The 20,790-nt window shown below is 58.3% G+C and carries 14 protein-coding genes; 2 read left to right on the top strand and 12 right to left on the bottom strand.

Annotation, left to right across the window (positions count from 1 at the left end):
• Positions 1-46: 46 nt before the first annotated feature.
• From VM554_05475 to VM554_05460, 4 genes are all read right to left on the bottom strand, one after another.
• Positions 47-2,461 (bottom strand): Orn/Lys/Arg decarboxylase N-terminal domain-containing protein, encoded by a 2,415-nt coding sequence (locus VM554_05475; GenBank protein HVJ07813.1) that lies wholly within the window; start codon positions 2,459-2,461, stop codon positions 47-49.
• 287 nt (positions 2,462-2,748) lie between these two features.
• Positions 2,749-4,572, bottom strand: a complete 1,824-nt coding sequence (locus VM554_05470) for an MFS transporter (protein ID HVJ07812.1) — start codon at positions 4,570-4,572, stop codon at positions 2,749-2,751.
• Between the two features lie 120 nt (positions 4,573-4,692).
• On the bottom strand, positions 4,693-6,636 hold the full coding sequence (locus tag VM554_05465) for a family 20 glycosylhydrolase (protein HVJ07811.1): 1,944 nt from the start codon (positions 6,634-6,636) through the stop codon (positions 4,693-4,695).
• A 171-nt stretch (positions 6,637-6,807) separates the two neighbouring features.
• A complete protein-coding gene (locus tag VM554_05460; protein ID HVJ07810.1) occupies positions 6,808-8,121 on the bottom strand; it encodes a Gfo/Idh/MocA family oxidoreductase in 1,314 nt (437 codons plus the stop codon).
• A 374-nt stretch (positions 8,122-8,495) separates the two neighbouring features.
• Here VM554_05460 and VM554_05455 point away from each other — a divergent pair, with 374 nt between their 5' ends.
• Positions 8,496-9,773 (top strand): hypothetical protein, encoded by a 1,278-nt coding sequence (locus tag VM554_05455; GenBank protein HVJ07809.1) that lies wholly within the window; start codon positions 8,496-8,498, stop codon positions 9,771-9,773.
• Between the two features lie 74 nt (positions 9,774-9,847).
• Here the strand turns inward: VM554_05455 and VM554_05450 are convergent, their stop codons facing one another.
• The 8 genes from VM554_05450 to VM554_05415 all read right to left on the bottom strand — a co-directional run bounded on the left by VM554_05450 (position 9,848) and on the right by VM554_05415 (position 19,421).
• Positions 9,848-10,999 (bottom strand): cellulase family glycosylhydrolase, encoded by a 1,152-nt coding sequence (locus VM554_05450; GenBank protein HVJ07808.1) that lies wholly within the window; start codon positions 10,997-10,999, stop codon positions 9,848-9,850.
• Positions 11,000-11,067: 68 nt separating this feature from the next.
• Complete coding sequence (locus VM554_05445; GenBank protein HVJ07807.1) at positions 11,068-13,098, bottom strand: beta-L-arabinofuranosidase domain-containing protein; 2,031 nt, start codon at positions 13,096-13,098, stop codon at positions 11,068-11,070.
• Between the two features lie 187 nt (positions 13,099-13,285).
• The gene (locus VM554_05440) at positions 13,286-13,927 is read right to left on the bottom strand and encodes a response regulator transcription factor (GenBank protein ID HVJ07806.1); all 642 of its coding nucleotides are present in this window, start codon (positions 13,925-13,927) and stop codon (positions 13,286-13,288) included.
• Positions 13,881-16,079: a histidine kinase gene (locus VM554_05435; protein ID HVJ07805.1), complete on the bottom strand. Its 2,199-nt coding sequence runs from the start codon at positions 16,077-16,079 to the stop codon at positions 13,881-13,883. The genes VM554_05440 and VM554_05435 overlap by 47 nt, the downstream gene beginning before the upstream one ends.
• Positions 16,076-17,032: a substrate-binding domain-containing protein gene (locus VM554_05430; GenBank protein ID HVJ07804.1), complete on the bottom strand. Its 957-nt coding sequence runs from the start codon at positions 17,030-17,032 to the stop codon at positions 16,076-16,078. Before VM554_05430 ends, VM554_05435 begins: the two co-directional genes overlap by 4 nt.
• 264 nt (positions 17,033-17,296) lie before the next feature.
• Entirely contained in the window at positions 17,297-17,707 is a 411-nt protein-coding gene (locus VM554_05425) for a c-type cytochrome (GenBank protein HVJ07803.1), read from the bottom strand.
• Positions 17,704-18,558: a hypothetical protein gene (locus tag VM554_05420; GenBank protein HVJ07802.1), complete on the bottom strand. Its 855-nt coding sequence runs from the start codon at positions 18,556-18,558 to the stop codon at positions 17,704-17,706. Before VM554_05420 ends, VM554_05425 begins: the two co-directional genes overlap by 4 nt.
• Before the next feature lie 296 nt (positions 18,559-18,854).
• Positions 18,855-19,421 carry a Fur family transcriptional regulator gene (locus VM554_05415; protein ID HVJ07801.1) on the bottom strand — a complete coding sequence of 189 codons (567 nt, stop codon included), beginning with the start codon at positions 19,419-19,421 and terminating at the stop codon, positions 18,855-18,857.
• Positions 19,422-19,672: 251 nt separating this feature from the next.
• Between VM554_05415 and VM554_05410 the strand changes: the two genes are divergently transcribed.
• Complete coding sequence (locus VM554_05410) at positions 19,673-20,773, top strand: class I SAM-dependent methyltransferase (GenBank protein ID HVJ07800.1); 1,101 nt, start codon at positions 19,673-19,675, stop codon at positions 20,771-20,773.
• Positions 20,774-20,790: the final 17 nt, after the last annotated feature.

The following is a 20,790-nucleotide window of genomic DNA, read 5'->3' as shown; positions in this document are numbered from 1 at the left end:
AAGCAAAAAGGCATCTCGCGAGCTGTTGCGAGATGCCTTTTTTAAACTAGATGTGCGGAAGTTCTGGCGGCTCTGGTGTTTTAAGTGCAGGGGGAGAGCGCCGTCTTCTCTTCAGCGGAGGTGCGGAACTGGGCGGGCGTTGTTTGCCGTTCTTCTTCTCTCCGGGAGATTCGATCACCGCGCGCATCCAATAGTTGCCCTGCGAGTCGACCTCAATACCGTGGACCTCGCGCTCAAACCCGGGGAAGCGCTTGCCGAACTCCTCCATTGCAAGGATGAGCCGAATGACGGGGCTGTCGATGCTGCCTAACCGCTCCCCCGGCATGCTCATGGGAATGCCCGGAGGATAGGGAACAAGCATCACGGCTGCGATACGCCCGGCCATGTCGGTAAAACGGATCTTCTCCGTCTCATTTCGTAACAGTTTCTGATACGTTTGCGCTGGAGTGAGTACCGGGTCGAAGTCCTCGTCGCAAGCTTCCCCTACCAGGCCGGGAAGATTGAGTTGAAGCATTGCGGCATGCATTTCGTCGCTCAGATCCTTGAGCGTGGCATTGCGGTAACGCGCTGGATATTTGGAGACGAGTTCAGGAAGGGCCTCTTCCAGCGGGGCTTCGCTGTCATAGAGTCGCTTGAACTCAAACAGATTTTCCAGCAGGCTACCCCACTTTCCCTTGCTCGTTCCAACCGAGAACAAGACCAGGACGGTGTAGTCGCCGGTGCGCGCGATCTCGACTCTGCGGCCATCCAGGAACTCAGTAAGAATGGCTGCGGGAATTCCAGAGTCGCTTACCTGCCCCTGGGCGTTGACGCCGGGCATGAGAATCGTGACCTTGGTTGGGTCAAGCATGCAGTACTCATCGGCGATATCGTCTGCCTGGAAGCCGTGCCATGGCTCGCCCGGCTTAAGAGTCCAGCAGCTTGGGTCCGTGCCGAGCAGGAGATCAGGCGCTTCCTCAAAGACATAGGACTGGCCATTCTGCGGGTCCGTCACCTGGTCCGGCTGAAAGAGTCGAAAGAACCAGCCGTCTTCTGCCGAGCGCAGACGATGAGCGATGGAAGACATCGCTTTGCGGAAGCTGATGGCATCCTGAATCGTCTCATACATCAGCGTTGGACCGGCGGGCTCATCCATCATGGCGGCGGCCACGTCGAGCGATGCGATGAGCGGATAGAACGGAGAGGTTGTGCCGTGCATCATGAACGACTCATTGAACTGGTCGAAATCCAACGGCGCACGCGGGCTCAGTTTTACGTGGACCATGGACGCCATGGAGAAGGCAGCCAGCATCTTGTGCGTAGACTGTACGGCGAAGAGGGTAGGGCGTTCCGGCATGTCATCAGGAACGTCCATGGCGAATCGCCCACTATAGATTGGGTGAAACTTTGCGTAGGCGTACCAGGCCTCGTCGAAGTGGACACGCGGCACGCTCTGCGCCAACTCAGTCACTACGCGGTTGACGTCGTAGCAGAGCCCGTCATAAGTGGAATTGGTGACAACTGCATAGGTCGGAGTCTGGGATCTAGCGCCAGGGGTGATGGGACTCTTCTCAATAAGCTGGCGGATAAAGTCCGGGCTGAAGCGCTTGAGGGGGACAAGCCCAATCATGCCATAGCCATTGCGCGTAGGCTTTAGATAGACGGGGCGCGCTCCGGTCACCGTCAGCGAGTGGCAGATGGATTTGTGGCAATTCGCATCGGCGAGAACGATATCGTCCTGCGCGATCACACCATGGCCGACAATCTGGTTAGAGTTCGACGAGCCGCCGAGAACGTAAAAGGTCCAGTCTGCGCCAAAGATGCGTGCAGCGTTGCGCTCCGATTCTCCCGGAGGCCCAATGTGATCGAGCCACGAACCCAGTGGTGAAGTAGAGATGCCCAGGTCGGAACGCATCAGATTCTCGCCGAAGAAGCGATGGAACTCCATGCCGACAGGATGCTTGAGGAAGGCCACTCCGCCCATGTGCCCCGGGGCGTCCCACGAATAGGCTCCCTGATCGTTGTACTTCTTCAGTTCGCGGAAGTATGGCGGCAGGAGCTGCTCGTTGTAGCGCTCGACAGCGAAATCGACGCGGCTGGCGATGAAGGCGGGCGTGTCGCCGAAAAGATGAATATACTCATGCACCTGCTTGACGACTTCCAACGGAAGTTCGCTGACCAGCGTGCGATCGGCGATGAGAAAGATCGGAACTTTCTTATTACGCCGGCGCACGGCACGAATGATCTTGAGAGCCGCACGCTCATCGAACTGGTTATCGGCCAAATCCCAGTCCAGGAGAATAGCGCTGTGCGAGGGATCCGACTTTACCAGTGACAAGCCGTCTTCGGGTGTCGACGTGCGAACGACCTCATATCCTTCTCCGCTGATTGCGTCGACCAGGCGCTCCATGGCGCGATCCGATACAGAGTCAGTGCCACCTACCTCACTGGCAATTAATAGAACCCAACGACCTTCGCTCATGCTTCTCCTACTTCACTCCTTAATGGTACAGCGAGGATTTTTCCCCGTATTTCGATTATGTTAATGTGCGGATTTTGTGCGTGCCTGCGTCTTTGGCAGAGAGCGCGCATCGACTGGAAGGATGCATCCCGGTGCGGCCTGGCGGCGTTCGCGCCGGAGCTTGGTTCCCTGATAAGTGTAGCGGAAAATAGACTCCCGTCCACAGGACGTGGCAGGAATTTGCTGGAAGGCAAGAGCGCCGTCGGGCCTGCCTGCTGTTCCCAGGCAGACCCGACGGCGCAACTGCTTTAATTTGCGTGTCTCTTTTTGCCTGCCATCTCGAAGTACTCTTCGATTTCCTCAAGAGTCTTGCCCTTGGTCTCCGGCAGGAAGAAGGCCGCGGTGATCAGATACACCACTGTAAAGGCCGCGAAAAGAAAGAACATGGTGGAGTAGCCATACTTGCTGACGACGGGTAGAAAGATGGCTGCGAGCGTGGTGGAGACCATCTGGTTGATGACCAGAGCGATGCTCATACCGTTGGAGCGGATGCGCGTAGGCATCAACTCCGATAGCGCAAGCCACACGCATACGCCCGGGCCGAGCGCGTAGAACGCCATAAATGCATAGAGGCCAATTGCCACCATCCAGCCATGCCTGGCATCGGGCACGCGACCGATCAAAGCCCGTTCAATCTTGAGCGGCGCAGTACGCGCGGCGTTGAGGTCCGCGAAAGGGTTCTTGAAAAAAGCTTCAATCCTGTTCGTTGGCACACAACTGGCGCGGGTGACCTGAATGGGAGCTCCGGCTGGATCATCGGAGCGCACAAATGTGGTTGCGGCAGTGAAGTCTCCGTAGGAATAAATGACGGCGAGGGACGCATGGTCGGCGTTGACCTCGCCGCCGGTGTACCCCTTGGCGGCAAGCAGTTTGTTGGCTTCGTTCTGGTCAAATCGCAGCGTGAGTTCCTGGCCTGGGCCAACCATCTGCTGAACAATATTCTGGCAATCGACGTTGGATTTTTCGGTCTTTAAAAATAATGTACCAACTACGGTTACAGATAGGGTGATGCCCACGGTGCCTAGAATCATCAGGAACCTGCGACCCTTTCGATCGACCAGGGTCATGCCCACAATCGTCATCAGGAAGTTCACCATGGTGAGGATGACATATCCCCAGTGAGCGCGGACATCGGAGAGACCGCTCTGCAGCAGGATGCCGGTGTTGTATCCGATGATGGAGTTGACGCCAGTGGCGGTGTTGCAAAAAAGGATGACGCAGGCCAGCACAAACGGGATTACATATTTTCTGCGGAGGAGCGAGTCTTTGACCGCCCCGGCTGCGGACTTGGAACGCGCGGCGAGTGCGGTTTCTTCCATCTCCTTGATCTCGACCTCAGCCTGCTCCGGGCTGCGGGAGCGCAGGAGAGCGGCGTAGGCGAGTTCTTTTTTCCCGTGCTGGAAAAGCCACCGCGGAGACTCTGCAACCAGGAAGCTGCCAATGACGAACAAGAGGCCGGGAGGAAGGGAAACCCAGAAGATGCGGCGCCAGGCCTGATCCTTAAAGGCGAGGATGCTGGCGGCATCGGAGACGCGGGCAACGGCCTCCACGCGATAGCTATAGTAGATTCCGATCAGAGCCGCGGCGACGATTCCGAGGGTAAGCAACCACTGGAAGATACCGGTTCCTTTTCCGCGGGTGGAAGCGGAGAGGCACTCAGCGAGATAGAGGGGAACGACGACCCCGATAAGTCCGCCGCTGATGCCCTGCAGGAGCCGGCCGAGAAACAGTGGGCCATATCCGTGAGACAGCGCGATCATGGGGATGCTGAGAACAAACGTGAGGCCGCTAAGGGCCATGAGCGTCTTGCGTCCCATCCAGTCCGCCAGCAGGCCGGCAAACAGGGTGGAGATTACGCTGCCCAGCAGCACCGCCGCAACAATGATAGAGAGCTGGCCGGCATTGAGGCCCGAAGTAGCTTCGAGGTAGGGGAGGGCTCCGCCAATAATCCCGACGTCAACTCCATACAGAAGACCTCCAAGCCCAGCAACGAGCAGGAGGAAGCGGTTGTAGCTTTTTTTCTTGCCATCGAGGGCAAACGAAGCAATCTGTGCGGAGTCGAGAGAGGTCATAGAGATATAGCGAAGCTCAATTCGTGGCTAGGGAGCAAGGATTCACGAAACGAAATACCTGCCAGGCCACGGTAGCAGCCTGGCAGGTATGTTGATCCCGAAGCCTCGGGATCGCACGTTTCATCGAGGACTGACTGCTTCAACAAGAGTAGCAACTGCAGGCGCGATTTTGTTCAGCAAAACAGCTTGCGGTTTCTGGGAATTCTTCAGGAATGCCATCTTCTGGTCCCGCTCAGCGGCGGAGATCGACTGATGGTTCTGCAGTTGATCCAGAGACTGCAGACCCATCTCCGCGACCTCGCGCAGGTTTGCGGATAGTGGAGAGAGTTCCTTTGTCAGATCCGAAAGCGGCAGGATGGGCTGAAGCTTTGCGTCATTGTCACGCCAGGTAGTGAGAGATTCACGGGCCTGTTGCCAATCCTGCGGAGTGGCGTTGCCTGCCACGAGCCGCTGCACAAGGGCGAGGAAGCGGCGTGCTTCGTCGCTCTCAGGCGGTACGGCATCGACCAGGTGATTGAGTGGCGTGAGGCTTGTATAAGGAGTGAGCGCCCCACGCGAATAGCCCTGGGGAGGCTGTACCACGCTGGCCAGAACCCGAAGCGGAGCCGGGTCAGCATTGCCGGCCATGCGACGCAGCATCAGGTCGGAGATGGACTTTGGCTGAAGGCCGTAGTACTCCAGCTTTTGCGAGACGATATCGAGCCGCCGATACATGGAAGCGACATCCTGAACGTCCTGCGGGGACCACAGCCGTTCAGCAATGGCAGCGGTTCGTGGCCAGATCCGGGTATCCATGTTTTCTGGAGTGACGTACTCGGACCACATCGCTGCTTCACCTCCAAGGATGTGGTGTTGCTCCTCGGGTGTGAGCGATGCGGCGGCTCCGGCCAGCGGATCGACCGCGTAGTGTTGGGCTGCGGATTGATTCAGGTCGATGTAGTAGCCAGTGGAGAGCAGGGTACGATAGCCGCGGTGCGCTGCGTCTGCCAGCGACTGCGGACCGCGCCAGGATTGGATGACAACATCTTTGGGCGTGTCGGGCTGGAGCACTTCGTCCCATCCCTCCATGATCTTGCCGTGCCTGGCGACAATCTTTTGTATCTTCCCGGTGAAGTATGCCTGGAGCGTGGCATTGTCCTTCAACTGGTGAGCCTGCATGAATCTCTGGATGGAGGGGTTCGCATTCCACTCCTTGCCATCGCACTCATCTCCGCCGATATGGAAGTAGGCATCGGGAAAGAGTGCAGCCATCTCACCGATAAATCCGTCCAGGAAGTTATAGGTGCTGTCGCGGGTGGGGTCCATGGCTGGATCGAGGACGCCCCATTGGCGAGCGGTCGTGTAGGGACCCTTGCCACTGGCCAGTTGCGGATAACCGGGAAACCATGCCGTTGTGTGGCAGGGCATATCGAACTCGGGAACCACGCGGATACCGCGATCGCTGGCATACGCGATCAGGTCGCGAATCTGCGCCTGGGTGTAGTAGAGGCCGTCGGAGCCATCCTGCTGCAGAAGGGGATACTTGGTGCTTTCGACGCGGAAGCCCTGATCTTCAGATAAATGCCAGTGCAGGACGTTGAGCTTGACGGCTTCCATACCGTCGAGATCGCGCTCCACGACATCGAGGGGCATGAAGTGACGGCCGGAGTCGATCATGAGACCACGCCAGGGAAATCGCGGGCTGTCGTGAATCTCTACCGCCGGCACCACAAATCCCGTTGGAGAAACCTGAACGAGTTGCAAAATGGTCTGCAGGCCGTGGAGAACGCCAAGGGGATTCGCGGCTCGAAGGTGGACTTCTGACGGAGAAACCGTCAATTGATAGGACTCGTCCTCGTCGAGCTTTTGTACCTTGGCCGATGGACCGCCAGTGCTGATAAAGATGTTGGGCTTGTTCTGCCGCGTACCCCACATGGGAATCCCGGTCTCTGCGGCAAGGCGATCGAGAAATCGCTGCTGCGCGTGAACAAGGCGGGGCTCGGTGTATCCCTCAAGCTTGATTCCCAATGAGCCATCGATGGGGAAGGCTCCAGTGCCGACCTGAGCATGCTCAGGAAGCGGCATGATGGAAAGGGTTGAAGACGATTGCGCATGAATTGCAGGGTGAGCGCTAAGGCATAAAAAAAGACAAAGGCCGACGAACGCGTGAAAACGTAACCGAACGGTAGTCAATGTAACAACCCCTCTCAATCTTAGAGCCGATGTGCTGCTGCAGGTGATATGGAATTCACGGAACTAAGCTTTTCCAATCGGTGAGCCGTTTCGTTTCTTCCACAACCCGCGTGTGAAATCCGGGAACTTGACCGGCGCGCTGCCCTGGCCGACCGAGAGCGTGCTGAGCGGCCCCGGTGCCGACCATGCCGCCGCATCGTAAACGTCGAGGTCCGGCACAAGTCCATTCCGCATGCATTGCAGGAGCCGGTAGACCATGACGAAGTCCATTCCGCCGTGACCGCCGAGTTTGCGGGCGTTCTCTCCCTCCTGCTTCCAACACGAATTCTCATACTCGGACTTGAAGGCATCGATTGAGCCCCACGCTTCTCCACCCGGTTGCCCATCGAAGTAGATGCGCGGCGGATAGTCCGCAAAGACGCCCTTGGTGCCTCCAATCACGTTGATCCGGTCATAAGGGTGCGGGTTGGAGACATCATGCTTCAGCGTAATGGTGAGGCCACTCGCAGTCTTAATGAGCGAGGTGTTCAGATCGCCGGTAATGTATTTCTCCGCCTGCCTGGGGTCTCCCGGCTGCAGATGCGACTTGCGATATTCGTCGAGTCCGCGCTGTGGGCTGCTCATGGAAACCATGTAGCTGAAGAGGTCGCCGCGGTTGACTCCCATGTAGTTCGCGACGGGGCCCAAGCCATGCGTGGGATAGAGATTGCCGTCGCGCTGGGTGTGTACGGTGCGGCGCCACAAGCCTTCTCCCTTGCTGGAGAAGAGTTCGTCGCGAAGGTCGTGAAGGTATGCGGCCTCGCCGTAGAGCAGATCTCCGAAGCGCCCGGCGCGAACCATGTTCAGGATGAGAGTCTCGTTATAGCCGTAGCAGCAGTTCTCCAGCATGATGCAGTGGCGTTGGGTCTTTTCGGACGTATCGACCAGCTTCCAGCAATCCTCGATGGTGGTTGCGGCTGGAACCTCGACGGCGGCGTGCTTGCCGTGTTCCATCACGAAGACGGCCATCTTGACGTGCCAGTTCCATGGAGTGGCAATGACAACCAAATCGAGATCTTCGCGCGCAGCCAGCTTTTCAAATGCCAGGTCGCCATCGGTGTAGAGGGAGGGAGACTTCTGTCCGGCCTTTTCTACGAGCGACTGGGCGTTCTGCGCCTTTTCCGCGACGACATCGCAGATGGCGACGATCTGGGCGTCTGCTGCCAGAAAGTCCTTCAGGAGCGAGGTTCCTCTGTTGCCGGTTCCGATGAAGCCAACCCGAGGATTGGCGGCGGTGAAAGGCATATCGATGACGGATTTCGATCCAGGTGCGGATTTCGATGCCGGATGGGAGGTGGCCGCACTGGCTTGATTCAAGCCAATTGCCGCGGTTGTCATGGCGCCGAGTTCTAGGAAATGTCTGCGGGAAAGCAAAGAGCGAGAGCCTGCATCGTGACCATCCATTCCTCATTCTCCGAAAGTAAAAATAAAATGCTGTTCGACGTATTTCGCCAACTGCAGGCCCGCCGCTTTCAACGGTGCCATTTCGCGTTATGCTGGATTGCTTTCCAGGTGCTGCTATAGACTTGCGTGAAAAAAAATACTCGAACTTCACACCTAATTCTCATGCGAAGTATAAGGCAAGATAACGATAGCACTACAGAAACAAAAAGATACAGGACAATATTTGCGGGAGCGGTGGACGAAAGCAGATGCTCCCGGCTATTGGGCTAGATGGATTGCTTCCAATTGGGCCCTTCGAGGATAGACCTATGATCCTATCGCGGGAGACGCCGGAGATCGAGGCGCCAAACCAGCCAACATCAGGCAAACCAATTTCAAATAAACCAACGCCAGCCGAGCTGCGCACCGCGGTACAGGCTCCGGTCGCTCGCAATGTTGCGGTGGATGCCTACCGGGGCTTCGTGATGCTGCTGATGATGGGTGAGGTGCTGCATTTCTCCCAGATCGCGCACTCTTTCCCGGGAAGCACGATCTGGCGATTCCTCGCCTACAACCAGAGTCACGTGGAGTGGGCAGGATGCTCGCTTCACGATTTGATTCAGCCTTCGTTTACGTTTCTGGTTGGGGTGGCACTTCCTTACTCCATCGCCAGCCGCAGGCGCAAGGGAGAGAGCTTTCAGCGCATGCTCGGCCATACATTCTGGCGTGCGCTGGTGCTGGTGTCGCTGGGTATTTTCCTGCGCTCGATGCATAGCTCCCAGACGTACTTTACCTTTGAGGACACGCTGACCCAGATTGGGCTAGGCTATCCATTCCTTTTTCTGCTTTCGTTTCTATCGCCGCGCAAGCAATGGACGATTCTAGGAGTAATTCTTGGAGGATATTGGCTGGCGTGGGCGCTGTATCCCGCTCCCGGCCCGGGATTCGACTATGCGGCGGTTGGCGTTCCTGCAGGCTGGCACCACAACTTTTCCGGCTTTGCAGCGCACTGGAACAAGAACAGCAACCTGGGCGCTGCGTTCGATCAATGGTTCCTGAACCTGTTTCCGCGCGAGTCCCGTTTTGTAGACAACGGCGGCGGCTACTTGACGCTGAGTTTTATTCCTACTCTGGGCACGATGATTCTGGGACTGGCGTGGGGTCGATGGTTCCGCGAGTCTGCTCCGGCACTCCCAATCAAGCGCTTCATCGTGGTGGGAGTTGCCTGCATTGCTGCATCCCTGTTGCTGCATGCGCTGGGGATCTGCCCGATTGTGAAACGTATCTGGACGCCGAGCTGGGTCCTGTTCAGCGGAGGGGTCTGCTTCCTGCTGCAGGCGGCCTTCAGCGAGCTGATTGATGGGAAGGGTTACCGCAAATGGGCATTTCCGCTAGTCGTCGTTGGCAGCAACTCCATTGCGGCCTACCTGATCGCTGACATGGCGGAACCCTTTATCCAGAGCAGCCTGCTTATCCATCTTGGGCACGGTGTATTTCAGATACTCGGACCTGCGCTTGAGCCGCTGCTGCTGGGCATCGCTATCCTCGGTATCTACTGGCTGTTTCTGCTGTGGCTCTACCGGCGCAAGATATTCTTACGAATCTGAAGGGAAGCGAGATTGCGTTGCCATTGACGCTCCCCTTCAGGCTGCTTCGTGAACAGTGATGAGTGAGTCTGGAGCTACTTCTCACCTTGCATTGCCGACGGAGGCTGCACGTTGCCGCGGCCGGTCAGTTGGTGGATCAGATAGATCTCCTGCTGACGATAGGGTTTCCCATCCTCATGGAAGATATCGTGGAACCATACGTCGGGTTGGGTGAGCACATAGGGTCTTTTCCAGGAGTCCCAGGGAAGGTACGTCTGGCTCTTGCCGGCAACGAATCCCCAATTGATCATGGCGACATTTTCATGCTTTCCTATCGGCAGAATCGTGTCGAAGGTGCTGCCTGCTCCTCGAGCCATGTACTCGGTGCAGATGATTGGCCGATGGTAGGACTTGAGTTCCTGCACCTTGGCGGCAAAGTCTTCCGGCCAGCCATAGTTGTGGAAAGAGATGACGTCGGATTCGGCAAGCTGAATCTTCGTCATTGCGCTTTCCTTGTCGGGGTGGCTCCAGTCGCCTTTCCACACTCCACTGGTCAGTGGCTGGGTCGGGTGCATCTCGCGCGCCCAGGAGAAAGCCTGCGGCAGAAGAGCTTCCACTAACTGGGTCTTATTTTTGGGTTCATTCACTCCGGCGTTTCCATTGTCGGGTTCGTTCCAGATGTCCCAACCCAGGATGCGGTCATCCTTGGCGAATGCGCCGACGACGCCTTGTACATATTCCTTCAAATGCGGATAGGTGGAGGGATCCATCAGGGACTTTGCGCCCGGGCTCTGGACCCAGCCTGAGTTATGCACTCCGGGGATTGGCGGGTGCTGCGGCCCTAGTTTGGGATTGGACTCCCAGCAGGAGTCGAAGAGGACGAACAGGGGCTTGATGTGATGCCGGGCAGCGATCTCGAGGAAGGTATTGATTCGCGACTTGAAGCCAGGTGCATCTTGCGTCCACAACTGGTCCTGCAGAAAGACGCGCATCGTATTCATGCCGATCCCTTCGGCCCATCCAAGCTCCTTATCGATCTCGGCGGGATCGAAGGTGTCGGCCTGCCACATCTCCAGCTCGTTGATGGCATTTTGCGGGACGAAGTTGCTGCCTACCAGCCATGGCTGCCGGGCATACCATGCCGCCGCCTTTTCCTCGGTCCAGCGCTGCTGACCTGGCTGCTGGGCTAGGGCGGATGCGCTTGCCGCCATCACTACGAATGTTGCGATCCACTTACCGACGTTCATTACTATCTCCTGTTTCTGTGTGCGTGCTCTTATGCGTTGTAGTGCTACGGCGCTGGAGCGGAATTGCATCAGCTTCGCAGTTGCGGAAAGGCGGTAATCCGAAGCTTTGCGGCTGCGTAGGGAACCAGCGTGATCTTCTCTTCAGGCTGCGGACTGGTGACCGGGCCTGGCGGTACGGGATTGGCTACGCCGTCCTCGGCTCGCCATGCAGGCAGCTTGCGCGCTCGGGCCTCTATCTTTACGGGTGTTTCCTTCAGGCTGAAGGGTGCTGCCCCGACGGGTAACTCCTGAACCGGCAGCGAACTCACATTCTCCGCATTTACATCGAGGGCGTAGTTCCATTGCGAAGCGGGAAAAACCTGCCAGTCCGCGGTCAGCCCGCGGTCCTGCAACTTGACCCAGCTCTCCGCAATGGGGAAAGAGAAGACCAGCGGGCCTCGCTCGACCGAGATGGAATCGTTGTAACCGCGGACGAGACGAAGAGCCGCAGGGAAGACAAGCTCTACCTGATCTCCGGATTTCCATGTGCGGTCGATCCGCGCAAAGCTGCCTGGCGCGGGAGCCGGTTCGGATCTTCCATTGATCTTGAGGACTGTGCCAGAGGCCCATGCGGGGATGCGGAGGCTGAGAGGGAAGCGAGCAGTAGTGGCTGGGTTGACGGTAATGCGGATCGTGTTGCGAAAAGGATACTCGGTCTCTTCCTGCAGATGGACACGGACTCCGGCTGCTGTAGCGTGGACTTCGCATGGCGAGTAGGCGGTCGCAACCAGGCCGTCATCCGGCGATGCCATCCAGAGGCTGGCTGCAAACTTTGGCCATCCCTGATGAAAGTTGGCGGTGCAGCAGCCAAAGTTGGGTTCGAGCCCGAAGAGGTTGGATTCCGGGCCATCCGTTGTCCAGGGTTTGCGATGGAGGCTGCACTCTACCTGGTTGGGCTCCTGATTATACTGGTGTGCCCACATGTCATCGGTAAAGGTGCCAGGCAATGCGTTGAACGCGATTTTTTCCAGGCGGTCGCCGAGCGCTGCATCTCCCAGGATGGCGAGGGCTTGCTCAAGCGAGAACATGGTTTCGACCACGGTGCAGAGCTCCGATCCCTGCGAGGGATTGAGTCCGGCAAAATGCTCGTCGCAGGAGAACATGCCGTTGGGCAGGCCATGATATGCATCGAGCGCATGAAGCTGGCGTTGCAGGGCATGGCGGTCCTCGTCGCGGTTGGAGACAAGGGACCAGACAGGAGCGGCTTTGATGGCCTGTCCGTTGTTGACCCCGTGGGTGGCGAGCGCGAGATCGCTCAGGCCGCCGCCACTGTTGAGCTTGATGAACTCCGGTGTAATCGGCTGGGTGTACTTGAAGTCCGCGAACTGAGCCTGCCAGTCGTAACCCTGCTTATGGAGCAGTTGCAGCAGGTCCAGCAATTGTGGATCACCGGTGCGATTGTAGAGCCAGACGACGACGAGGGCATTGTCCTGCCAGCGGAACCTGCCCCAATCCTTCAAGGGACGGGCGGGCAGAACGGAGAGCTGATGCGCACAGTAGCGAGAGAGTGCGGGGATGACGCGGGGATCGCCTGTCGCTTCCTGATACTGGGCCAGCGCCTTGAGCATTACCATTCGCGGCCACCAGTCGTTATTGCTCTTTGGGCCAAGCATGCCATCAGCGGCCTGATTCGTCAGCGTCCAGTCAACAAATCTCTGCGCCTTGGCCTTGAGCCGCTCATCGTCGAGCAGATAGGCCAGCGGTATCAGCCCGTCGAGGAAGTAAGGGCCGCGCTCCCAGGACTCTCCGGTGCCACCGAGCCATCCGCTGTTGCTTCCCACGTCGCTCCATGTCTCGTCGAGGTGGCCGCCGAGTCCATTGGCCTGAATGCGCAGTTGATCGCGCAGCCATCCGATTGGCCGCACCGAACCAAGGGGAAGCGTATAGAAGGCATTTTGCGCAAGTGGGGCACGGTTCCTGACAACTGAGGGAGTGCGTGACTCCTGCTGCGATGCCGAGGCCAGTGCGGATGCGGTGCGACTGCTAATTGCATGGGTAGATACATCTGCCCCTGCAAGTGCAAGGAGCTTTAGCAAATTACGCCGTTCCAGCGAGGGCATGGCTACTCCGGGGAGAATTGGAACAAAGACCGACGTGGTTTAGTGTCACCCGTATAGGGCGCAAGGTCCATAGTTCACATGTTCTATGACCTGCCGCAGCGCAGAGGCTGGATGGGTTGTGGACGCGGCTCTTCCTCACCTGCCGCAGCAGTCGCAAACGAGAATGGAAGCTCCGTAGAAGGAGGTCTCAGTCGTCGACGTCGATGATGCCGCGCTGAATTGCTGTGGTTGCGGCTTCGGTCCGGTCGGAGACTTCGAGCTTCTCGATGATGCTGTTGACGTGATTGCGAACCGTGTTGTCGCTGATGCCGAGCGCGTGCCCAATCTGCTTGTTGGTCGGGCCCTTGGCAAGCATCTTGAGGATTTCGAGCTCCCGCGAGGTGAGGTTGGTGCGCATCATTCGCTCAGCAAGGCGCGAGGCGATATCGCTCGGGAAATAACGCTTGCCTGCATCGACGGCACGGATGGCGTCCACCATCTGCCGCAGAGAGGTGTCTTTGAGCAGGTAACCTTGCGCGCCGGCCTGAACCGCGCGATAGATGTCCTCGTCCGTTTCAAAACTGGTGAGGATGATGATACGAGTGTTGATGCCCGCACGCTTGATGGCGAGCATGGTGTCCACTCCGCTCATGCCGGGCATACGGAGGTCAAGCAGCAGCACATCGGGAGTGGCCTGCCGGAGCATGTCGAGCGCCTCTTCGCCGCTGGAGGCGGAGCCGATCACGTTCAGCTCAGGCTGCGTGCCAAGCATGCTGGTAAGTCCGGCGCGGACGACCGGGTGGTCATCCACGATAAGAATTTGGATGGGGCTGCCTGGTAGTTTCGGCATTGGATGGGTACTCCCTAAGAAATTTCCATAAGAATTTTGGCCATGAGGCCAGGGTGAGGCGGGGCGGCAGCGGCGCGACGACCCGCACCGTTGTGCCTTTTCCCGGTTCGCTGAGGATCTGAATCGCGGCGGAGATGAAAGCGGCACGTTTCCTCATGCCACGGACGCCGAAGCCCCGCAGGTCGCCGCCCGGCGTGAAGCCGACGCCATCGTCTGCGAGCAGGAGGTGAACCATATTCTTCTTGAATTCAACCGAGATTGTAATGGTCGAGGGGTGGGCATGGCGGATGGAATTGGCGATTGCCTCCTGTCCGATACGGTAGAGCGTGTCTGTAAGGCGCAGTGGCATTTGGCGGATGTCTCCACTGCTGGACGTGACGATTTTGACGGCGCCTCCGGCGACCATGCGCCGCGCACAGATCTCCAGAGCCGTAAGAAGATCTCCCGACTCAAGCGACTCCGGGCGCAGGGTGGCGATGCTGCGTCGCGCCTCCTCGTGGCTATGGCGAACCAATGCGCTGGCAAGGTCGAGTTGCTGATGCGTGGTGGGCAGTTCGCTGGGAATGCCATTGCGAATCGCTTCCAGCTGGAAGCCAATGCCGGCAAAGCTTTGCGCGATGGTGTCGTGCATCTCATGAGCAAGCCGTTCGCGCTCTTCAAGCACTGCGCGCAGACGCCACCGCTCTGCACGGCTGTAGAAGAAGTTGGCCACCAGGGCGAGGAGAAGAATCGCGATGGCAATTGCGATCACATTTCCCGCGCTCCACCATGGCGGTCCTGCCAGCACGTTCATGTCGTCGGTGGAGCGCAGCAACAGAACGAAGGGAGTAAGGTTCTGCGTGTATGCGGGCGAAACCACACAGACTCCACGCAGTCGGAGCAGGCTGTTCAGCTTGAGCTTGCCAAAGACGGACTCGCCGCGGCCGCGATTCATAATGGCGCGAAACGATTGCGGACCCGCATCGAAGTCGTAGATGAGAGTATTGTCCGGGCCATAGCTCTTGGCGCGCAGGCGGCCTTCCACCTCGATGAAGGTTGCGTCAAAGGCTCCGGTAGCGGCCTGGGAGGCGGCGACGGAGACCGCAGGCATCGGCGCGCCCTCCCACAGCACCCGCACGTTGGCGTGCTCCAGTGCGGAACTGAACGCTCCGGGAGTTACCTGCCCGGTCACTTCTACCTCGTCGCCAACCTTGAGGGGTGGCGCAGTGGGGTGGGGAACCGAGATGCCACCCGTCGAATCCTGAATGTAAAGCGCAGGCGAGGTGAGGATGACAACGCCATGCACCGTAGCTGTGGTGGGTTTAGCCCAGGAGACGAGCCGCAGACTGCTGATGGGCTGTGTCCGCAGATCGGAACGGAGCATGTCCGGGTCGCCGTGCGGAGTAGCGGAGTAAAAGCCGGGGTGCTCGGGGTTCTCTCCCGTAGATGGTAGAACCGCGGAAGCTTTACCGAGCGGGGCTCGAGCGAGCATCGCGACCAGGTCCTCACGTGTCGCCGGGCGCACAACTACGTTCCGCCATACTCCTCCGGAAGAGAACGAGCGTAGGCCGATCCGTCCGGAGCTGGCGCAATCCTTATCCTCGATGGCTACCGTGGTGGGGTCTGCCTTCGAGGGAATGTCGGCGGTAGCAACGATCTCACATCCATAGACAAGCACCTTCAGGTGATACCACTGCAATGCATGAACCTTGGTTTGCAAGGAGTTCAGCCGGACAACATCCTCCATCCATCCATGGGCCGCACGTCCGAGAACCAGGGAGTTGTCAAAGTTTCGCACCCCTGCATAGTAGCCAGAGTAGGCGTCCACCCCCTGCTCTTCGTTGCTGGAGCGAACGATGAGACCCGCATCCCCGGCGAGGCCCAGCAACATCACATCTGCCTCAACGGAGTAATCCCGCCAATAAGGAGAGCCCGTGATCAGCTTGGCTCCGCGCTCATCCGAATCGTTTCGCATGGAGCCGTTGACGACCGCCCATGTGCCGCCGAATGCCGTCCACTCATCCGCCTCACCATTTGCGAAGGAATCGTGGTAAGGCAGGCCGCGTTTCGGACTATGCAGGTGGGCCCACACGCCAATACCGGCCAGCAGGAGCGTAGTCGCAAGCAGCGAGGCAACCAGGATTCCACGGCGGCTTATGGTGGGCAGCTTCACGGCGTTGTACTCCAGTTCCAGTGCAGAGCGCCCGGCCTCCAGTCCATGGAGGTCATTTCGCGAACCTGCGGAGAGTCGGCGTTTTCCCGCGTAACCAGTAACGGCTTCAGCGTGGTAAGCGGAGGCACTGTCTTCCCGTGCAGTTGGGCATCGATGAGCTGGACCGCCCGCCTGCCTATTTCAGGATTGTTTTGCAGGATGACAGAATCCAGCGCCGGATCCTGAAACGCAATCACATCCGGATCGAAGCCGATTACCTTGATGCGGCTGTGCGGCTGTGCATCGACGGCCGATATAGCTCCGCGAGCCGACGTCCACATAAGGGCGACAATCGCGTCCAGATCGGGATTGGACTGCAGGGTTTGCTCCGCAATCTGCTGTTCGCGAGGCATGTTGAAGGAGCCCATAAGCTTCTGGACGACACGAATGTCCGGATAGTTTTCTGCCAGAAACTGTTCCAGGCTGCGTGCGCGGGTCATGATTCCGGCAATGTCCGGGTTGATGCCCAGGATGGCAATGGAACCATGGCCGTGGAGCAGAGTAGCCACCCGGCGCGCGGCAATGCGCCCGCCCTCCTCTTCATCATTCAGAATGTAGGAGAGCCTGCCGCCAGGTTCCATCGGCAGAGGGGATCCAACAATGACCGTGGGAAGCTTACGCGAGGTCGCGCGACGGACGGGTGTAATCAATGCCAGTGCCTGATCGGGAGCGAGCACCAGTCCCTGGTAGTTTTCTCCAATAACCCGGCCCACCATGGCAATCTGTCCTCCCACGTCGTCTTCCCGCATTGGCGCGTTCCAATAGATGCGCACTCCAAGATCCGCGGCGGCTGCCTCGGCGCCACGATGCATCGGTTCCCATTGCATGCTGGCCGTGGTGCGTGGAATGACTGCGATGGTAACGCGTGCGGGTTCACGGCAGCCCAGGCCGGGCAGCAGAGAACTACAACTCAACACTGTCCAGCATAATGCTGTCCAATAGGACTGGCGACGGCTCCGCCGCTCAGGAATTTCGTTGCTGGCGGATACTTCCATGAGGTGTGAGGGTGAGTTTACTCTGCCGGTTTCGCGATGGGCAAGGACCGCGTAAACCCTGGTTCATCTGGACTATGCAAGGGTGAGCGCAGGCGGCAGCATCTACTGCAAAGCCGGGGAAGAGAGCACAGCTTGGATTTCGTGCTGCTCTTCCCCATCTGTGGCTATGAGTGTTCCGCGTCGCTACCTGGTTGCGTCCGCCGACTCCGAGATGGGTTCGGCTTGCAGTTTACGAAGGTAAGTGATGATCTGCCAGCGTTGCTGCTCCGGCAGGGAGCTCCACGACGGCATACCTTTCCAGGGCTCACCGTTCTTCAGAATCCAGGCCAGCTCACCATCGGTTGCATGGGCGATCCGGGCGCTCCGCAGGCTTGGCCGGTTGTAGCGGCCAGTGGCATTTTCGCCATGGCACCGGGCGCAATTGTCCGCAAAAAGATTCCTCCCTGCGGCAGCAGCTTCACTTTGGCCCGCATAGGGATTGACGCGTTTGCGATCCGCCGGAGAGACCTTCTTAAGCCAGGAACCATCCGCAGCCGCCAGCAGCAGCGTTGTAGAGAGCAGCAGGACAGCAGTTACCAACCATTTCGATTTCATTGTGCAGCCTTTCGACGGAATAGATCGCGGAACTGCTGGATCTCGTAGGAAACCTTGAAGCGCCACAGAGCACCGACACTGTTATCGTTCAAGCCAAACTGGGGCGAGAATCCGATGGTTGGCCCATGTGGAATGTTGAAGTCAACGGTGGGGCCGGCGTAGTGAGAGGTGTCGTGCAGCCCAAAGCTATACCGCTCGCCGAGGCCCCCATAGAGTTCAGCCCCGGCGGTGAAGTTCTGTCGGCAGAGGACACATTCATGCGCGCTTGCTGACAAAGCCAGAGGGCGGCTGGCGCCGAGGGCATAACCAAATTCCCATGGGGAATTGGAGAGGTTCTTCTCGGCGATGATGTTTTCCGAGACGTTCCAGCCCTTGAAGTCGCTGGAGAGGATGAGCTTCGCTTCAATTTCACGCTTCACTTCGGCGCGGCCCTCGGCATTCCTGCCCTGGAGGTCGGCGCGGGTATCGTGTCCGACGACTTCCAGCAGGCTCTTATCGGCACCGTTGATGTCTTCAAACTCGAGATAGAGGACGGGGTTGATGAAGTGCTGGCTCGGCAGGGGACGGACGCGGTTTTCCCAGCGGACGCCGGTGAAGATGGTCGAATCGCTGCCTCGGGTTTGTCCGGCTAGATAGACCTCGGTGGTCCAGTAGGCGGTGGCGCCGTATTCGAGTTCCAGCGTGGAGCTGGTAAAGGAATGCTGGTCGGGAGTTGCAACCAGGTTCTTGTCTCCGATTTCGAGGTTGCCCGGCTCCTCAAGCACCGACGAATACGTGACGAAGTAGGGTGGCTCCGCCGCCTGGGCGACGCGGCTCACGGAGAGGAGCGCAAGCGCGGCCAGCAGTCCCATCCGTAATCCGCGGAAGAGACATGGAGACCCACCTGTGTGGAGCGATTTGTTGGAAGTTCCTGCAGAAGTTCGGGTTGGTGAAGAAGTAAAGGCGTCACACGCACGAGGCCGTGTGAGGGAAGCAAAACAATGTACAGGCCAGCCCATCAGAATCCTTTCCAGGGCCGAGGCTGACGCATCCTATAATCTGGATGAGTCGCCAGCCTTCGGGTTGTCGATTTCCCGGCCCTGGCGGCGCTTCGCCAAAAGACAGCCGTCAGGGTCGCTAGTCGGTTTTCGTTATTACGGCTACGTAGTTACAGACTTTCAACTTCCAATCCTCTTGAATTAAATTTCTTTGGACCAGTTGTTCCTTGATCCTGACAAGCCTTGCAGTAGCCGCCGATCTCAAGGCGCGCAGTCTGTATTGCAAATCCTGACCATTGAGTCACTTGCTGTTTGAGCTGGTCAAAGAGGGGACTGGAAACTTCTTCAATCTTTCCGCAGTTGAAGCAGGCCAGGTGCAGATGCTCCCGCTCGGTACGGGCTTCGTAATAATGCTTCTCTCCCTGCAAATGCATCAGGTCGAGCTCGTCGATTAACTGCTCCTTTTTGAGCAGTTCCAGCGTTCGATATACGGTAGCGCGGTCTACCTGCATGCGCTTGCTGGCTACCTCCCACAATCCAGCGGCATCCAGGTGCTCTTGCGCCTCCTGCAGGATCTCGAGCAGGACCCTTCTCTGCTCGGTAAGCCGAAGCCCACGGGAGCGGAAGGCGGAGGCGAGATCGCTCGATCCTTTTTGCGTCACCTGTTGCGACTGAGTCGCAACAGGTGACGCAAGACTTACCGAATTGAAGGTATTGGATATCGATGTACGACTCATTTAGTCTGAGTTCAGGCTAACACAGGCCCTCAAAATTCGCACCCAGAAAGAGCATTCAAGGGTGTGAGGAAAGTTTTCATCGGGCTGATCCTGTCGCGGTCAATCGCCCCCTTTTCCCTCTTGGCAGCGGGTGAGTGGCATGCTATGTTCACGCTCGTCTCTGAACGTAAATGTGGCGCGTTTTCACGACGAGCGTTCACGAGGACGGACTGCCGGGCCCCGCAACCATTTCCACCTGGGAGGGGAAAACCATGGCTACGATTCCTGATCCTGCGCAGCAGCCTGCTGTGGAGTTTATCGATTCGGCGAAACTTGACGAATTTCTGCAGAAGTTTGTCGGAGACCTGGGGGCTGCGATGAACGCATCTCTCGTTTTACTTGGCGATCAACTGGGGTTGTACCGTGCAATGGATACGGCGGGCCATCCGCTGACCCCTGCGGAACTGGCCTCGATGACCGCAACCGATGAGAGGTATGTGCGCGAGTGGCTCAGTGCCCAGGCAGCCGCCGGATATGTGCAATACGATCCAACGACGCGTCAGTTCAGTCTATCCCCCGAGCAGGCGTACGCATTAGCCAGGGAAGACAGCCCGGCATATGTTCCCGGAGCGTTCCAGATTGTCTCTGCCATGATCAAGGACGAGCATAAGGTGACGGAGGCATTTCGTTCCGGAACGGGGGTGGGTTGGCACGAGCATCATCCTGCCTTGTTCGAGGGGACAGAGCGTTTCTTCCGCCCGAATTACGCGGCGAACCTTGTTTCGAGTTGGATTCCGGCGCTTGAGGGAATGGCCGACAAACTCGCTCACGGAGCGGTAGTGGCCGATGTTGGCTGCGGGTATGGCGCTTCCACGATCCTGCTGGCACAGGCGTTCCCTAACTCAAAGTTTCTTGGATTTGATTATCACCAGGCATCGATTGAGCGGGCGCGGGAGAGAGCGCGACGCGCAGGAGTGGGAGATCGCATCCAGTTCCAGGTGGCCACCGCCAAGAATTATCCGGGCGACAGTTACGATTTGGTGGCCTTCTTTGATTGCCTGCACGATATGGGCGATCCCGTGGGCGCTGCGGAGCATGTGAGGCAGTCGCTCGGGCCGGAAGGCACGTGGATGATCGTAGAGCCCTTTGCCAACGATGCGTTGGAAGACAACCTCAATCCCGTGGGGCGCATATTCTATGCTGCCTCGACGATGATCTGCACGCCGGCCTCGAAATCGCAGGAGGTGGGCTTGGCGCTTGGGGCTCAGGCGGGAGAAGCGCGGATTCGTGAGACTGTTTTGAAGGGGGGATTCAGCAGCTTCCGGCGTGTGGCTCAAACACCCTTTAACCTGGTCTACGAAGCGAAGGCCTGAACGTCCCGATTGCAACC

Source organism: Acidisarcina sp. (genome assembly GCA_035539175.1).
In the GTDB taxonomy this organism is placed as follows: domain Bacteria; phylum Acidobacteriota; class Terriglobia; order Terriglobales; family Acidobacteriaceae; genus JANXZS01.
Note: the sequence above shows the minus strand (reverse complement) of the source record. Positions and strands in the feature narration are given on the sequence as shown.

What these genes read in the sequence shown, in the direction of transcription:
- VM554_05475 (HVJ07813.1), bottom strand. Translation starts at nt 2,461, where the DNA reads ATGAGCGAAGGTCGTTGGGTTCTATTAATTGCCAGTGAGGTAGGTGGC.
- VM554_05470 (HVJ07812.1), bottom strand. Translation starts at nt 4,572, where the DNA reads ATGACCTCTCTCGACTCCGCACAGATTGCTTCGTTTGCCCTCGATGGC.
- VM554_05465 (HVJ07811.1), bottom strand. Translation starts at nt 6,636, where the DNA reads ATGCCGCTTCCTGAGCATGCTCAGGTCGGCACTGGAGCCTTCCCCATC.
- VM554_05460 (HVJ07810.1), bottom strand. Translation starts at nt 8,121, where the DNA reads ATGACAACCGCGGCAATTGGCTTGAATCAAGCCAGTGCGGCCACCTCC.
- VM554_05455 (HVJ07809.1), top strand. Translation starts at nt 8,496, where the DNA reads ATGATCCTATCGCGGGAGACGCCGGAGATCGAGGCGCCAAACCAGCCA.
- VM554_05450 (HVJ07808.1), bottom strand. Translation starts at nt 10,999, where the DNA reads ATGAACGTCGGTAAGTGGATCGCAACATTCGTAGTGATGGCGGCAAGC.
- VM554_05445 (HVJ07807.1), bottom strand. Translation starts at nt 13,098, where the DNA reads ATGCCCTCGCTGGAACGGCGTAATTTGCTAAAGCTCCTTGCACTTGCA.
- VM554_05440 (HVJ07806.1), bottom strand. Translation starts at nt 13,927, where the DNA reads ATGCCGAAACTACCAGGCAGCCCCATCCAAATTCTTATCGTGGATGAC.
- VM554_05425 (HVJ07803.1), bottom strand. Translation starts at nt 17,707, where the DNA reads ATGAAATCGAAATGGTTGGTAACTGCTGTCCTGCTGCTCTCTACAACG.
- VM554_05420 (HVJ07802.1), bottom strand. Translation starts at nt 18,558, where the DNA reads ATGGGACTGCTGGCCGCGCTTGCGCTCCTCTCCGTGAGCCGCGTCGCC.
- VM554_05415 (HVJ07801.1), bottom strand. Translation starts at nt 19,421, where the DNA reads ATGAGTCGTACATCGATATCCAATACCTTCAATTCGGTAAGTCTTGCG.
- VM554_05410 (HVJ07800.1), top strand. Translation starts at nt 19,673, where the DNA reads ATGGCTACGATTCCTGATCCTGCGCAGCAGCCTGCTGTGGAGTTTATC.